Source organism: Cellulomonas sp. SLBN-39, assembly GCF_006715865.1.
Classification (GTDB): Bacteria; Actinomycetota; Actinomycetes; order Actinomycetales; family Cellulomonadaceae; genus Cellulomonas.
Genome location: NZ_VFOA01000001.1, coordinates 382,473 through 397,954, shown reverse-complemented (window position 1 = coordinate 397,954; position 15,482 = coordinate 382,473). Strand labels below are relative to the sequence as shown.

The 15,482-nt window shown below is 76.3% G+C and carries 12 protein-coding genes; 6 read left to right on the top strand and 6 right to left on the bottom strand.

Going from position 1 to position 15,482, the window contains the following annotated elements; genetic code table 11:
• Window positions 1-56 precede the first annotated feature (56 nt).
• From FBY24_RS01775 to FBY24_RS19150, 4 genes are all read left to right on the top strand, one after another.
• Window positions 57-281: a hypothetical protein gene (locus tag FBY24_RS01775; RefSeq protein ID WP_142157547.1), complete on the top strand. Its 225-nt coding sequence runs from the start codon at window positions 57-59 to the stop codon at window positions 279-281.
• A gap of 7 nt (window positions 282-288) precedes the next feature.
• The gene (locus tag FBY24_RS01770; RefSeq protein ID WP_142157545.1) at window positions 289-1,431 is read left to right on the top strand and encodes an adenosine deaminase; all 1,143 of its coding nucleotides are present in this window, start codon (window positions 289-291) and stop codon (window positions 1,429-1,431) included.
• On the top strand, window positions 1,428-2,138 hold the full coding sequence (gene deoC, locus FBY24_RS01765; protein WP_142157543.1) for a deoxyribose-phosphate aldolase: 711 nt from the start codon (window positions 1,428-1,430) through the stop codon (window positions 2,136-2,138). The genes FBY24_RS01770 and deoC overlap by 4 nt, the downstream gene beginning before the upstream one ends.
• Before the next feature lie 245 nt (window positions 2,139-2,383).
• The gene (locus FBY24_RS19150; protein WP_186343250.1) at window positions 2,384-4,720 is read left to right on the top strand and encodes a DUF6055 domain-containing protein; all 2,337 of its coding nucleotides are present in this window, start codon (window positions 2,384-2,386) and stop codon (window positions 4,718-4,720) included.
• A 51-nt stretch (window positions 4,721-4,771) separates the two neighbouring features.
• On the opposite strand, the gene FBY24_RS01755 is transcribed toward FBY24_RS19150, so the two are convergent.
• Together FBY24_RS01755 and FBY24_RS01750 are read right to left on the bottom strand one after the other, a co-directional pair.
• Window positions 4,772-6,667, bottom strand: a complete 1,896-nt coding sequence (locus tag FBY24_RS01755) for a phospho-sugar mutase (protein WP_142157541.1) — start codon at window positions 6,665-6,667, stop codon at window positions 4,772-4,774.
• A 127-nt stretch (window positions 6,668-6,794) separates the two neighbouring features.
• Window positions 6,795-7,631, bottom strand: coding sequence for a purine-nucleoside phosphorylase (locus FBY24_RS01750; RefSeq protein ID WP_142157539.1), 837 nt, complete (start codon window positions 7,629-7,631; stop codon window positions 6,795-6,797).
• A gap of 110 nt (window positions 7,632-7,741) precedes the next feature.
• On the opposite strand from FBY24_RS01750, the gene FBY24_RS01745 reads away from it, so the two are divergent.
• Window positions 7,742-9,280, top strand: a complete 1,539-nt coding sequence (locus tag FBY24_RS01745) for an NAD(P)H-quinone dehydrogenase (RefSeq protein ID WP_370510961.1) — start codon at window positions 7,742-7,744, stop codon at window positions 9,278-9,280.
• 48 nt (window positions 9,281-9,328) lie between these two features.
• Here the strand turns inward: FBY24_RS01745 and FBY24_RS01740 are convergent, their stop codons facing one another.
• The 4 genes from FBY24_RS01740 to FBY24_RS01725 all read right to left on the bottom strand — a co-directional run bounded on the left by FBY24_RS01740 (window position 9,329) and on the right by FBY24_RS01725 (window position 14,502).
• Entirely contained in the window at window positions 9,329-9,739 is a 411-nt protein-coding gene (locus FBY24_RS01740; protein WP_370511018.1) for an NUDIX domain-containing protein, read from the bottom strand.
• Between the two features lie 83 nt (window positions 9,740-9,822).
• Window positions 9,823-11,619 carry a biotin carboxylase N-terminal domain-containing protein gene (locus FBY24_RS01735; protein ID WP_142157537.1) on the bottom strand — a complete coding sequence of 599 codons (1,797 nt, stop codon included), beginning with the start codon at window positions 11,617-11,619 and terminating at the stop codon, window positions 9,823-9,825.
• A gap of 205 nt (window positions 11,620-11,824) precedes the next feature.
• On the bottom strand, window positions 11,825-12,520 hold the full coding sequence (locus tag FBY24_RS01730; RefSeq protein WP_142157535.1) for a nucleoside triphosphate pyrophosphatase: 696 nt from the start codon (window positions 12,518-12,520) through the stop codon (window positions 11,825-11,827).
• A 119-nt stretch (window positions 12,521-12,639) separates the two neighbouring features.
• Window positions 12,640-14,502 (bottom strand): S8 family peptidase, encoded by a 1,863-nt coding sequence (locus tag FBY24_RS01725; RefSeq protein WP_142157533.1) that lies wholly within the window; start codon window positions 14,500-14,502, stop codon window positions 12,640-12,642.
• A 198-nt stretch (window positions 14,503-14,700) separates the two neighbouring features.
• Here FBY24_RS01725 and FBY24_RS01720 point away from each other — a divergent pair, with 198 nt between their 5' ends.
• Entirely contained in the window at window positions 14,701-15,435 is a 735-nt protein-coding gene (locus FBY24_RS01720) for a vitamin K epoxide reductase family protein (RefSeq protein WP_255432161.1), read from the top strand.
• The last annotated feature ends 47 nt before the right edge of the window (window positions 15,436-15,482 follow it).

Sequence of the window (15,482 nt, the reverse complement as noted above, 5' to 3'; positions counted from 1 at the left end):
GTCGGCGGGGGAGGGCCACGATGGTGGCGACCCGCAGCCGACGACAAGGAGGAGCCATGAGCACCGTTCCCGGGGCCGAGGCGTGGCGCGACGCAGGGCTGGTCCCCGTCGAGCCCGAGCAGCCGGTGCGGCTGACGGACGAGCCCGACGTCGAGGCCCTCGACGCCGAGGAGTACCGGCCGGGCGCCGCGCGCGCCGACCGGGACGGGCTCGCGGAGGAGGCCGACGTCGCCGACCAGGCGGCCGAGGAGCCCCTCGAGGAGGACGACGACCAGGGATGAGCAGGCCATGAGCACGAGCACCGCGGGTGCGCCGCACGACGGCGCCGCCCTCGACCGGCAGGACGTGGAGGCGCGCATCCGCGCGCTGCCGAAGGTCCTCCTGCACGACCACCTCGACGGGGGCCTGCGGCCGGCGACGGTCGTCGAGCTCGCCGCCGCCGTCGGGCACGAGCTGCCGGAGACGGACCCCGACGCGCTGGGCGCGTGGTTCGTCCGCGCAGCCAGCTCGGGGTCGCTCGTGGAGTACCTCAGCACGTTCGAGCACACCGTGGCGGTCATGCAGACCGCCGACGCGCTGCGCCGGGTCGCCCGCGAGGCCGTGGTCGACCTGGCCCGCGACGGCGTCGTGCACGCCGAGCTGCGGTACGCCCCCGAGCAGCACCTGCGCGCCGGGCTGACCCTCGACGAGGTCGTCGGCGCGGTGCGCGAGGGCATCGACGCGGGCGTGGCCGAGGCCGCCGCGGAGGGGCGCACGATCCGTGCGGGTGCGCTGCTGTGCGCGATGCGGCACCTGGACCGCGGCGAGGAGATCGCCGCGCTGACGCTCGCGCACCGCGATGCCGGCGTGCTCGGGTTCGACATCGCCGGGCCGGAGGACGGGTTCGCGCCCTCGCGGCTGGCCGGGGCGTTCCGCGTGCTGCGGGACGCGAGCATGCCGGTGACCGTGCACGCCGGCGAGGACGCCGGGCTGGCGTCCGTCGCCGAGGCCGTGCACGTCGCGGGCGCGTGCCGCCTGGGCCACGGTGCGCGCGTCATCGACGACGTGCACGCCACGCCCGACGGCGGGTGGCGCCTGGGTCGGCTCGCGCACTGGATCCGCGACCGGCGCATCACGCTCGAGATGTGCCCGTCGTCGAACGTGCAGACCCGCGCGGCGACGAGCGTCGCCGAGCACCCCGCGACACCCCTGCTGCGTGCCGGGTTCGCGGTGACGATCAGCACCGACAACCGCCTGCAGTCCGGCACGAGCCTGTCGCGCGAGCTCGCGCTGCTCGTGCACGAGGCCGGCTGGACCTTCGCGGACGTGGTGGAGGCGACCGTCACGGCCGCCCGCGCCGCGTTCGTGCACCACGACGAGCGCGAGAGCCTCGTCCACGACGTGATCCTGCCGGCGGCCGCCGGCCCAGACGCCGGGAGGCACCGCGCATGAGCGACGACACCACCACCGCACCCCACGACGCCGCGGGCCTGGCCCGGTACGTCGACCACACCCTGCTCAAGCCGGAGGCCACCCGCGCGGACGTCGAGGCGCTGGTCGCCGAGGGCGTCGCGCTCGGCGTGTACTCGGTGTGCATCTCGCCGTCGTTCCTGCCCGTCGAGGTGCCCGTGGGCCTGGACGGCGCCCCGGCGCTGCTCGTCGCGACCGTGTGCGGGTTCCCGTCGGGCAAGCACCGCAGCGAGGTCAAGGCCGCCGAGGCGGCTGCCGCCGTCCGCGACGGTGCGCACGAGGTCGACATGGTCATCGACGTCGGCGCGGCCAAGGAGGGGCGCTTCGCGGACGTGGAGGCGGACATCGCCGCCGTGCGCGCCGCGGTGCCGGCGCCGACGGTCCTCAAGGTCATCATCGAGTCGGCCGCGCTCAGCGACGAGGAGATCGTCGCCGTGTGCCGCGCCGCCGAGGCGGCGGGCGCGGACTTCGTCAAGACGTCCACGGGGTTCCACCCCGCGGGCGGTGCCTCGGTGCACGCCGTGCGTCTGATGGCGCAGACCGTCGGCGGGCGTCTCGGCGTGAAGGCGTCGGGCGGGGTCCGGTCCGCGGCCGACGCGCTGGCCATGGTCGAGGCCGGGGCGACCCGCCTCGGGCTGTCCGGCACCGCGGCGGTGCTCGCGGGCGTCACGGCCGACGCGGGCTACTGACGGACGGTCGTCGCACCCGCGGGCCGCTGGTACGTGTCAGCCCGCGGGTGCGATGAGAGCCGCGTGAGAGTTCGCCCCGGAGGGGACGATCGGGACATCTTCGGCACCCCTCGGGCGTTGACTCGGCACACCTGCGCGCACGATGGTGGACCGTCGTCCAGCACCGTGCGGGCGACGAGCAGCAGTGCACGGCCTCACCCCGACCCGCGGACGGCGTGCGCACCACAGGAGGAGACGCACGCGCGATGGGCCGGTTCGGTCGCGGCACCCTGATCGCCGTCCTCGTCGTGCCGTTCGTGCTCGGCGCCGTGCTCGCCGGGGCGATCGGTCTGCCCGCCTCGGGGACGAAGACCCTGCACGTGCCCGAGGGCTGGCGGGCGGTCTGGGAGGACGCGACGGTCGTCGAGGACGACGACGTGGCGCTCGCCTGGGGCGACCTCGCCGGCGACGACCCCCTCGACGCGCCGGAGGAGATCCGCTTCGACCCCGACCGTGTGCTCGACCAGCTGCAGGCGCTGCACGACTACGACGTCGACGTGCTCGGCCTCGAGCCCGAGGGCGGTCAGGCGGCCGGGCGCAAGATCCTCGTCGTCGTCGACGGCACCTGGTCGCAGGGACCCGGCGCGGCCGGCAGCGGCGTGCTCAACGCCGTCGGCGGAGGCCTCGCGGACGGGGCGGGCGCGCCCGCGCTGACCCAGGGCGCGGTCGTCGACGGGGTCGGCCTGCTGCGGGTCGCGCCGCAGGTCCTCGCCTCGTCCCTCGAGGACCCGCCCGAGCCCGCCGTCCCGGCCGAGCCCACGTCGCTGCGCGAGGACCCGACCCTGGTCACCCCGCCCACCGAGGTCGTCGCCGGCACCCCCTGGGAGCTCGCGCGCGGGTTCGGCGAGGTCGTGCAGCACCTGCTCGTGTCCGGTGCGGGCGGTCGTGGGCTCACGGACCCCTCCGCCGCGACGTTCTGGTCCGCCTCCGCCGCGTACCTCGCCTCCCTGGCCGTGCCCGGCGAGCACGCCGACGTCTCCGACCTGCTGCACGGCTCGCAGCTCGCGTGGGGCAGCGCCCGGCAGGACGTCGGCTCGTGGCTGCTGCTGCAGCACCTGGCCGGCCAGCACGACGTGTCCCTGGTGCGCCGCCTGTGGACCGAGGCGATGCCCGACGAGCAGCCGCTGGCCGCGTACGCCCGGCTCACCTCGTCGAGCGGCACGGTCGTCAACGGACGCGTCGCGCAGTACGCCCTGCGGGCCGTCGCCGCCGACGTCGCGGGCACCGGCGGTCCCGGGGCCGTCCTGACCGACGTGGACCCGGTGCTGCGGACGCGGATCACCACGCCCCTGGACGCCGTCGCGGACGACCCCGGGCACTACCGCGTGCTCGGGGCCTTCGCGCCCGCCGCGTACGGGTACAACGTCGTCGAGCTCGCCCCGGCCGCGGTCGGCACGCCCGTGCGCGTCCGGCTGCGGGGCCACGTCGAGGCCGCGCCGGCCGACGCCGCGTGGGCCGTCGGGTTCGTCGTCCACGGCGCCGACGGCATCCGCTACTCGCCGGTCACGCAGACGGCCGACGGCGAGGTCGAGATGATCCCCCGCGAGGGCGACGCCCAGGTGCACCTCGTGGTCGTGGCGGCGCCCGGGCAGGTCAGCCAGCCGGCTGCCGGCCAGGGGTTCGCCGCGACCCCGCGGTTCCCGTACGAGCTGCGGGTCGAGGGCGCGCAGGTCGTCACGACGCGCGACGTGGTCGAGGGCGGGCACGCGCACCCGAACGGCGGCGGATGGGTCGACGACGACGCGCGCGTGGACCCGGGGGCGTGGGTCGGGCCGGACGCGGTGGTGCGGGGCGACGCGACCGTCGGCGCGAAGGTCCGGCTCGAGGGCCGGGCCTGGGTCGAGGCCGGTGCCGAGGTCACCGGGTCCGTCATCGTCCGTGACAGCGCGGTCGTGCAGGGCACCGCACGGCTGACCGGCGACCTCGTGGTCGGCGGCGACGCCGTCGTCGGCTTCACCTGCGACGCCGGCGTCTACACGTCCTACCGTGCGGGTGCCACGTGCGACGCCGCGGGGCAGGACTCCGACGTCAACGCCACGGTCACGCCCTTCACCGCGGGGGAGACGGCCCTCAGCCCGCAGGCCACGCCGACGCCGAGCCCCACACCCACGCCGACCCCGACGCCCTCGCCGACGCCGAGCCCCACGGGCAGCCCGTCGGCGGACGCCGCCCCGTCGCCGGCGGACGACCCGACGTCGCAGGACGTGGCGCCGCCCGCACCGGTGCCCGCGGGTGCCTGCACCGCCCGGTACCGCGTGACGAACCGCTGGCCGGGCGGTTACCAGGCCGAGGTGACGGTGACGGCGACGACCGACGGTGTCGAGGGCTGGGCCGTCTCCTGGACCCAGCCGGACGGTGTGGGCGCCCCGACCGAGGTCTGGGGGGCGACGCTCACCAGCAGCGGCGGGTCCCTGCGCGCCGAGGACGTCGGCTGGAACGGCTGGGTGCCCGAGGGCGAGTCGGTGGTGTTCGCGTTCCAGGGCAGCGCGGACGGCGACGGCGACCTGCGCGAGCCGTCCCTGAGCTGCAGCCGCCGCGGCTGACCCGGACGGTGCCACCGGCCCGCCGCACGCGGGGCCGGTGGCACAGGGCTGCTACAGCCCGAGCGTCGTGCGCACGTCGGCGGCGACGGCGGCCAGGCGGCCACGGGCGGTGCGGTGCGCCGCATCCAGCGCGTGGCGGTCGGCGTCGGGCGCCACCGGCACGACCACCTCGAGGTAGCACTTCACCTTCGGCTCGGTGCCGGACGGGCGGACGACGACGCGCGTGCCGTCCGCGGTGAGCAGGCGGATGCCGTCGGTCGGCGGCAGGCCGTCGCGGTCCTCCTCGGTGCCGGTGGCCAGGTCGACGACCTGCACGACCCCGGAGCCGCCCAGGGACGTCGGCGGGGCTGCGCGCAGCGCCTGCACGGTCGAGGCGATGCGGCCGAGGTCGGTGAACCGGGCCGAGACCTGGTCGGACACGTGCAGCCCGTGCGCGCGCGCCAGGTCGTCGAGCGCGTCGACGAGCGTGCGCCCCTCCGCGGCGAGCCGGGCCGCCAGGTCGACGACGCGCACGGCCGCCGAGATGCCGTCCTTGTCGCGCACGTGCGCGGGGTCGACGCAGTAGCCGAGCGCCTCCTCGTACCCGAACACCAGGCCCTCGGTGCGGCTGATCCACTTGAAGCCGGTCAGCGTCGGAGCGAAGCCCAGCCCCGCGGACGCGGCGATCTTGCCGAGCAGCCGCGAGGACACGATGGAGCAGGCGACCGCGGGGTGCGCGGGCAGCGTCGCGGGGTCGGCGGCGCCGGCCCGGGCCACGGCGTCGGCGCCCAGCAGCGCCCCGACCTCGTCGCCGTGCAGCATCCGCCAGCCGTCGGCCTGCGGCGACTGCGGCGCACCCTTGACGTGGTGCCGCGTGTCGACGACCGCCACGGCGCAGCGGTCCGCGTCGGGGTCGAGCGCGACGACGAGGTCCGCGCGCGTCGCCGACGCCAGGGCCAGCGCGAGGTCCATCGCCCCCGGCTCCTCGGGGTTCGGGAACGCGACCGTCGGGAAGTCCGGGTCCGGCTCGGCCTGCTCGGGCACGAGCGTGACGTCGGTGAAGCCGGCACGCGCGAGCACGTCCTGCGCGACGGCGCCGCCCACGCCGTGCAGCGGGGTCAGGACGACCTTCAGACGGGCGGCGCGCTCGCGCGCGGCGTCGTCGTCGGCGGCGAGCGCCACCGCGGTGCGGGTGTACTCCTCGACGATCTCCGGGCCGACGACGGTCCAGCCCTGCTCGGCGCGGGGCACCGACGCGACGGACGGGACGCGGTGGATCTCGGCGGCGATGGCGGCGTCGGTGGGCGGGACGATCTGCGCGCCCTGGCCGCCGTCGGTGACGACGCGCCCGCCGAGGTAGACCTTGTAGCCGTTGTCGCGCGGCGGGTTGTGCGAGGCGGTGACCATGACGCCGGCGTCGGCGTGCAGGTGCCGCACGGCGAAGGCGAGGACGGGGGTGGGCAGCGGGGCGGGCAGCAGGTGCACCTCGATGCCGACGGCGGTCATGACGGCGGCGGTGTCGAGGGCGAAGCGGTGTGAGTTGTGCCGGGCGTCGTACCCGACGACGACCCGCGGCGCGGGCGTCCGGCCCTCGAGCTCGCCGAGCAGGAAGTCCGCGAGACCGGCGGCGGCGCGGATGACCACGGCCCGGTTCATGCGGTGCGGGCCGCCGGCGAGCTCGCCGCGCAGACCGGCGGTGCCGAACTGCAGGAGGCCGGAGAACCGGTCGGCGAGGTCGGCGCGGGCCCGCGACGCGGCGTCGAGGACCAGCTGCTGCGTCGGGTCGGGGGCGGCGCCGGGGGCGAGGTCCTCCGGGGTGCGGGTGGCGGTGGCCAGGAGCGTGCGCAGCTCGTCGGCGGTCTGCGGGTCCGGGTCGTCGGCGACCCAGGCCTCGACCTGCGCGGCCAGCGCGTCCCAGCGCCCGGGGGCGTCGTCGTCCTGCGGGGTCTGCGTCGCGTCGGCACTCACGGGGCCCACGCTAGTGGGGCACGGGCGCGGCGACGAACCCGGCCCGGGTGGTCGCGGGCCGTCCGGGGGCTGCGTGCGGCCCCGCCCGTCGCCCGGTGCACGGAGCGACGGACGGGGCCGGCGGGCGTCAGAGCCGCTGGACGACGCGGGCGAGCAGGTCGCTGATCCGCGGGCCCGCGGCCTGGCCGGCCTCGATGACCTCGGCGTGCGAGAGCGCCTCGGTGCCGATGCCGGCCGCGAGGTTCGTGACGAGCGACACCCCGAGGACCTCCATCCCGGCGTGCCGGGCGGCGATGGCCTCGAGCGTCGTCGACATGCCGACGAGGTCGCCGCCGAGCACCCCGGCCATCCGCACCTCCGCGGGGGTCTCGTAGTGCGGTCCGGGGAACTGCACGTACACGCCCTCGTCGAGGCTCGCGTCGACCTCGCGGGCGACGGCGCGCAGCCGCGCGGAGTACAGGTCGGTCAGGTCCACGAAGGTCGCGCCCTCGAGCGGCGACGTCGCCGTGAGGTTGATGTGGTCGTTGATGAGGACCGGCGTGCCGGGCGCCCAGGCGGGGTTCAGGCCGCCGCAGCCGTTGGTGAGGACGACCGTGGAGGCACCGGTCGCGGCGGCGGTCCGCACGCCGTGCACGACGCGACGCACGCCGCGACCCTCGTACAGGTGGGTGCGCGAGCCCAGCACGAGCGCGTGCCGGTCGGTGCCGCCGATCCGGACGGACCGCAACGTGCCGACGTGGCCGACGACCGCGGGGCGGGCGAAGCCGGGGATCTCGTGGCTCGGGATCTCGGCGACGGTCTCGCCGATGAGGTCGGCGGCGCCGCCCCAGCCCGAGCCCAGCACGAGGGCGATGTCGTGGCGCTCGACGCCGGTGCGCTCGGCGATCACCTGCGCCGCGCGGCGGGCGACGTCGAAGGGGTCGGTCGTGGGGTCGTCCAGCTCGGGGGCGGCGTGATCGGTCATGGTCGAAGGCTATCCGGCCGGGCGTGCGCGTCCCGCGCCGGCTGCACCGCGCCACCCGCTCCGCCGCGCCCTGCCCGCCCGACGCGCGCGGGGTCGGGCAGGATGGGCGCGTGAGCCAGCAGACCCCGGACGCCAGCCCGCAGCAGCCCGCCCCCGCCGCGCCGGACGAGCCCCAGGTGGCACGTGCGGCGGCCGCGTCGACCGTCAGCCCGTCCTCGTCGGACGGTCGCCCCGTCAGCCGGGTGGTCGTGGTCGGCGGCGGACCCGGCGGGTACGAGGCGGCGCTGGTCGCGCGGCGCCTCGGCGCGCAGGTCACGGTCGTCGAGCGCAGCGGGCTGGGCGGGTCCGCGGTGCTGACGGACGTCGTGCCGTCCAAGACGCTCATCGCGACGGCGGAGTGGATGACGATCGCCGACCGGGCGCCCGAGCTGGGCATCCGGCTCGCGGGCGTCACGGGCACGGCCGACGCGGTGCGCGACGCGCTGCGGCACACGATCGACCTGGGTGCGGTCAACACGCGCGTCAAGGCCCTCGCGGCGGCGCAGTCCGCGGACATCCGGGCGCGCCTGCAGCGCGAGGGCGTCGAGGTCGTCGCGGGCGACGGGCGCCTGCTCGACGCCGAGCACGTCGCGGTCCGCACGGCCGAGGGCGACGAGCGCGTGCTGCCGGCGGACGTGGTGCTGGTCGCCACGGGGGCGACGCCCCGCGTGCTGCCCGACGCCCAGCCGGACGGCGAGCGCATCCTCACCTGGACGCAGATGTACGACCTCGACGAGCTGCCGCAGCGCCTCGTCGTCGTCGGCTCGGGCGTCACGGGCGCCGAGTTCGCGGGCGCGTACACGTCGCTGGGCGCCGACGTGGTCCTCGTGTCGAGCCGGCACCGGGTGCTGCCCGGCGAGGACGCGGACGCCGCGGAGCTCATCGAGCGCGTGTTCACCCAGCGCGGCATGACCGTCATGGGGCGCTCGCGGGCGACGTCGGCCCGCCGGACGGCCGACGGCGTGGTCGTGACCCTGGAGGACGGGCGCACCGTCGAGGGCTCGCACGTGCTGCTGGCCGTGGGGTCCGTGCCGACGACCCGCGGGCTGGGCCTGGAGGAGGCCGGCGTGCGGCTGACGCCGTCGGGGCACGTGGAGGTCGACAAGGTCTCGCGGACGTCGGTGCGGGGCGTCTACGCGGCGGGCGACTGCACGGGGGTGCTGCCGCTGGCGTCGGTCGCGGCCACGCAGGGGCGGATCGCGATGGCGCACGCCCTCGGCGACGCGGTGCGGCCGCTGTCGCTGACGGGGGTCGCGGCGAACATCTTCACCGCCCCGGAGATCGCGACGGTCGGCCTGTCGGAGGCGCGGCTGCGCGAGCGCGGCATCGCGTACTCCACGAGCATGCTGCCGCTGGCCCGCAACCCGCGCGCGAAGATGCTGGGCGTGCGCGACGGGTTCGTGAAGATCTTCGCCCGCACCGGCACGGGCACGGTCCTGGGGGCCGTGGTCGTGGGCCCGCGGGCCAGCGAGGCGGTGTTCCCGCTGACCCTGGCGGTCACGCACCGGCTCACGACCGACGACGTGGCGGACGCCTCGACCGTGTACCCGTCGATGTCGGGCACCGTGGCCGAGGTCGCGCGCATGCTGCACCAGCGCACCGAGGACTGAGCGCCGGCCACGGGCCGGTCGCCGCGGGGCGGCTGGGTCGTCGTCGGGTCAGTCGTCGAGGGCGGCGCGCAGCACCGGCCACGCGTCGGCGAACGCGGGCAGCAGCGGCCGGGCCGGCACGTCGTCGAGCGCGACCCACGCGACCTCGACCGACTCGTCGTCGGTGGGGCGGGGCTCCACGGTGCCGACCTCGTCGGCCACCACGGTGGTGTACGACCAGTCGGGGTGCGCGAGCACGTGCGTGCTGCGCACCGCGACGGCCCGCGGGTCGATGCCGGCCTCCTCGTGCGACTCGCGCAGCGCGGCGGCCACGGCGTCCTCCCCGGGCGCGCGGGCGCCGCCCGGCACGCCCCAGGTGCCCCCCGCGTCGGACCACGGCGCCCGGTGCTGCAGCACGACGTGCGTGGCGCGCCCGGTGCCGTCCCGGCGCACGAGCAGCAGGCCCGCGGCGCCGTGCAGCCCCCAGTGCCGGCGGCCGCACGCGCAGGACGTCCAGCCGTCGCCCGGGGTGCGGGGACGGCCCGGCGGGACCGGTGCGCCGGTCAGCCGACGATCTCGCAGATCGCGCTGCCGGCGCTGACGCTCGCACCGACGCCGGCGGACAGCCGCGTGACGGTGCCGGCGCGGTGCGCGACCAGCGGCTGCTCCATCTTCATGGCCTCGAGCACCACGACGAGGTCGCCCTCGGCGACCGTGGCGCCCTCCGCGACCGCGACCTTGACGATCGTGCCCTGCATCGGCGACGCGAGGGTCGTGCCGTTGGCCGACGGGCGCGTCGCCCGGGCGCGGGCGCTGCGGCGCGGTGCCGCGCCGGGGCGCTGCGCCCGACCGCCGGTGCCGGGCCGGCCCAGGCCGAGCGCGGCGGGAAGCACGACCTCGAGGCGCTTGCCGCCGACCTCGACGACGACGCGCTCCAGGGCCGGGTCCTCGTCCTCGTCGTCCGCGGCGGGCGCCGGCGTGCGGCCCAGCGTCGCGAGCGTCGGGGCGAACTCCGTCTCGATCCACCGGGTGTGCACGCGGAACGGCGTCGCGTCGTCGGCCGGGGCGAAGGCCTCGTCCTCGAGCACCGCCCGGTGGAAGGGGACGACGGTGGGGATGCCGACGACCTCGAGCTCGGCGAGCGCGCGCCGGGCCCGCTCCAGGGCCTGCCGCCGGGTCGCGCCGGTGACGATGAGCTTGGCGATCATCGAGTCGAACGCGCCGGAGACGGTGTCGCCCTCGACGACGCCGGAGTCCACGCGCACGCCCGGGCCCGAGGGGAACCGCAGCCGCGACAGGCGACCGGGTGCGGGCAGGAACCCGGCGGCCGGGTCCTCGCCGTTGAGACGGAACTCGAGGGAGTGGCCGCGGGTCTCGACGTGGTCGTACCCCAGCGGCTCGCCCGCCGCGATCCGCAGCTGCTCGCGGACCAGGTCGATGCCGCTGATCTCCTCGGTGACCGGGTGCTCCACCTGCAGGCGGGTGTTGACCTCGAGGAACGAGACCGTCCCGTCCTGCCCGACGAGGAACTCGCACGTGCCGGCCCCGACGTAGCGGGCCTCGCGCAGGATGGCCACGCTCGCGTCGACCAGCAGGCGCCGCTGCTCGTCGCTCAGGTACGGCGCCGGGGCCTCCTCGACGAGCTTCTGGTGGCGGCGCTGCAGCGAGCAGTCGCGGGTCGAGACGACGACCACGGTGCCGTGCTCGTCGGCGAGGCACTGCGTCTCCACGTGCCGCGGCCGGTCGAGGTACCGCTCGACGAAGCACTCCCCGCGCCCGAAGGCCGCGACGGCCTCGCGGACCGCGGACTCGTACATCTCGTCGATCTCGTCGACCGTGCGGGCGACCTTCAGGCCGCGGCCGCCACCGCCGAACGCCGCCTTGATCGCGATCGGCAGGCCGTGCTCGGCCGCGAAGGCGTGGATCTCGTCGACCGACGCCACCGGGTCGGGCGTGCCCGCGACCAGCGGGGCGCCGGCGCGCTGCGCGATGTGCCGCGCGCTGACCTTGTCGCCCAGCGACTCGATGGCCGCCGGCGGCGGGCCGATCCACACCAGGCCGGCCGCGGCGACGGCGCGCGCGAACTCGGCGTTCTCGGACAGGAAGCCGTAGCCGGGGTGCACGGCGTCCGCGCCGGACCGGCGGGCCACGTCGAGGAGCTTGGCGATGTCGAGGTAGGTCTCGGCCGCACGGGCGCCGTCGAGCGCGAACGCCTCGTCCGCGACCGTGACGTGCAGGGCGCCGCGGTCCGTGTCGGAGTACACGGCGACGGACGCGATCTGCGCGTCCCGGCAGGCACGGGCGACGCGGACGGCGATCTCTCCGCGGTTGGCGATGAGCACCTTGGTGATGTCGGGCACGGCTCACGGTAGCGCGGGATCCGGGCGACGCCCGGGTGCGCATCCGCGCCCCGGGACAACATTGGCCGAACCCTGCACGGGTCCGCCCCCCTCTTGGAGGATCTGACCAACGCGCTCCCGGCGCATCGTGCACCAGGGCACGCGCGGTTGTCGTCCGGGGACAACGAGGGCCGGGCGCGCCCGGGTGTGCCTGCCCGGCGGTGGGTCAGCGGCGCCAGAGGTCGGGCAGCGTCAGTCCCACCTCGCCCAGCAGGTGGCGCAGCAGCGGCAGGCTCAGGCCGACCACGTTGTGGTGGTCGCCCTCGATGCGCTCCACGAACGGGCCGCCGAGGCCGTCGACGGTGAACGCGCCGGCCACGAGCATCGGCTCGCCGGTCGCCACGTACGCCGCGACCTCCGCGTCGGACACGTCCGCGAAGTGCACGACCGTCGACGCGGTGGCGCCGAGGGTGCCGCCCGTGCCCGGGCCGTCCGCCCCGGACGGGCGGTCGTCGACCAGCCAGTGCCCGGTGTGCAGCACGCCGGAGCGCCCGCGCATCGCCGCCCACCGCGCGACGGCGTCGTCCGCGTCGGCGGGCTTGCCGAGGATCTGCCCGTCGAGCTCGAGCATCGAGTCGCAGCCCAGGAGCAGCAGGTCCTCGCCGTCCCATCCCGGCACGTCGAGGTCGGGGTCGTCCACCAGGCGACGCGCGACGTCCTCGACCTTCGCCTGCGCGAGCACCAGGACCGCGTCCGCGGGCTCGAGGTCGCCGAAGCGCTCACGGGCCGCGGCCAGCGCGGCGTCCTCGTCGACCGACGAGACGGCGACGAGCGGGTCGACGCCGGCGCGCACGAGCGTGGCGCGGCGGGCGGGGGACGCCGAGGCGAGGAGCAGCCGGGGGGAGGAGGGTGCCGTGGTCACGGCCCGACCCTAGCCCGCGCGGCGGCCGCTGCCGTGCCGGTCGTCGTGGCCCGGCTGCCGGGGCGCACGACGGCGCCCGTCCCTGCGCGAGGGACGGGCGCCGCCGGTGCCGCGTGACGTCAGCTGATGGCCAGCGTGTACGTCCCGCTCGTGCCCGTGGTGCCCGAGTAGTACAGGACGCGGGGGTAGAACGTGGCGCTCGCGGTGCCGCTGTTGGTGTACGTGACGGTGTCGACGAGGCCGGCGCCGCGCGTGCTGCTCGCGACCCGGGTGCCCGCGGCGTTGTACAGGTACAGGTCGTAGTCGGCGCTCGCGACGCCCGCGGTGAGGCTGACGGTGAGCGTGGCCCCGGCGGGGACGACGACGGACACGTAGTCCGTGTCGCTCGTGGAGCCGATGGTGCCGGTGAACGTCGACGGCCGCGGCGCGGGGTCGGCGGTCGCCCGGGTGTTGTTCGACTCCGACTCCGCGATGCTGCCCGCGGGGGGCGTGGGCGTCGGGGTGGGGGTCGGGGTGGGCGTCGGCGTGGTGCCGCCGGTGGCCGCGGCCACGGCCGTCGCCGCGTCGAGCATGCCGGCGCCGCAGCTGGAGCAGGTCGCGACGAAGGGCTGCGCGCTGGACTTGAGCAGGGACTCGACCTGGTCGGGCGTCAGGGACGGGTTGGCGGACAGCATGAGCGCCGCGACGGCGGCCACGTGCGGGGCGGCCATCGACGTGCCCTGGTAGAAGGCGTAGGAGTCCGACCCGGGCGTGCTGGTGCCGGTGTTGAGAGTCGAGAGGATCCCGTTGGCGGACCCGCCCGAGGTGTCGCCGCCGGGGGCCGCGATGTCGACGAGGGTGCCGTAGTTGGAGTAGTACGCCCGTGCGCCCGTGGGGCCGTACGCGGCGACGGCGACGACGCCGGAGCAGTTGGCGGGGCTCGAGCTCGAGACGTTGGTGTTCGAGTTGCCGGCGGCGACGACCACGACCGTGCCGCGCGAGCGGGCGCTGGTGATGGCGTTCTGGCTGGTGGTGTCGCAGGTGCCGGACCCGCCGAGGGAGAGGTTGAGGACCTTGGCGGGGTTCGCGTTCGCGGGCACGCCGCTGACGGTGCCGCCCGAGGCCCAGATCATGGCGTCGGCGATGTCCGAGGTGTACCCGCCGCAGCGGCCGAGGACGCGCACGGGCACGACCTTGGACTCCGGCGCGATGCCTGCGACACCGACGCCGTTGTTGGTGACGGCGCTGATGGTGCCGGCCACGTGGGTGCCGTGCCAGCTCGAGCCGCGCGCGGTCCACCCGGTCGCGCACTGGTTGGTGGTGGTCCAGTCGCCGGGGTCGGCGGCGTCGGCGTCCCGGCCGTTGCCGTCGTTGGCGACCGCGGTGTCGGCGATGAGGTCGTAGCCGCCGACGATGTTGGCGGCCAGGTCGGCGTGCGGGCGGTAGCCGGTGTCGATGACGGCGACGTTGACGCCCGCCCCCCGCGTGGTGTCCCAGGCGGTGCGCACGTCGATGCCGACGGAGGTGGTCTGCAGGTCCCACTGCTCGGCCCAGCGGGTGTCGTTCGGCGCGGCGGCGAGCGGCTGCATCAGCCGGTCGGGCTCGGCGTACTCGACGGCCGGGTCGGCCTCGACCTGCGCGGCGATCGCCTCGACGTCGGCGACCTCCAGGTCCGTGCCCAGCGACCAGACCTGGGCGCCCTGGGCGGTGGCGCGCACGTGCTCGGCGGCGCCGCCGAGCGGGGCGGCGGCGGCCTGGATGCGGTCGCGGCGCTTCGACTGCGTCGTGCCGCTGGGGGTGGTGCCGGCCCGCTCGCCGCGGTACTTCACGATGAGGCGGTCCGTGGTCCCGGTCTCGGCGGGTGCGGCGGCCGGGGCGGCGGCGGGTGCGGCCGCCGGGGCCTGCGTCGGGGCGGCGGCTGCGGCGCCGATCCCTCCGGCGCAGGCGAGCGCGATCCCGACGGCGATCGCCGTCGTGGTCCGCGCGGGTGTGTGCAGGGTCATCGTCAGCCTTCTCTCTCTGGTGCGCTCCTGGCGGGTGGGTGGCCTGGCCGTCGCACCGTATTGCTGAACAATGACGCGGGTCAAGAGTGAAAGTGACACGATGTCCGTGCGGATGTCTCGGCTTCCCGGTCCGCCAGGTCCCAGCCGTCGTCCAGGTGGGCGGGGCACAATGGCCGCACCACTCGTCGAGGAGGGCATGTGAAGGACGTGACCGCGCGCAGGGGGACGACCTCGGAGGTCGCCGAGGACCACGACGGGCCGGACGACGGCCTCGACGACGACCTCGACGACCTCGACGGCACGGACCTCCCGCCCGACCCCGACCCCGAGCTGCTGCGCCCGGCACCGCTGCCCTGGGTGCGGCGCACCGCGATCGAGATGGTCGTCTCCGGCCTGATCGGGCTGTACGCGAGCTTCGTGCTCTCGATCGAGGCCCTCGTGCTGGCCGAGAACCAGAACGCCACGCTGTCCTGCGACCTCAACGCCGTCATCAGCTGCGGGACCGTCGCGAGGTCGTGGCAGGCCGAGCTGTTCGGCTTCCCCAACGCGTTCCTCGGCATCGCGGCCGAGGCAGTGGTGCTCACGCTCGCCGTCGCGCTCATCGGCGGCGTCCGCTTCCCCCGCTGGTTCATGCTGTCCGCGCAGGTCGTCTACACCCTCGGCCTGCTCTTCGCGCTGTGGCTCTTCCAGCAGGCGTACACCGTCATCGGCGCCCTGTGCCCCTGGTGCCTGCTCATCACCGTCACCACGACCCTCGTGTGGGCGGGCCTCACGCGCATCAACGTGCGCGAGGGGAACATCGTGCTGCCCGGTGCCGCCGGGCCGTGGGCCCGCCGCTTCGTCGCGGCCGGCAACGACTGGTACGTCACCGTCGCCGCGCTCGTGCTGCTCGCCGGGGTGGTGTTCGCCCGGTACGGGTGGACGCTGCTCTGAGCGTCCCCGACGCAGGACGGCCCGGCACCCGCGCAGGGGTGCCGGGC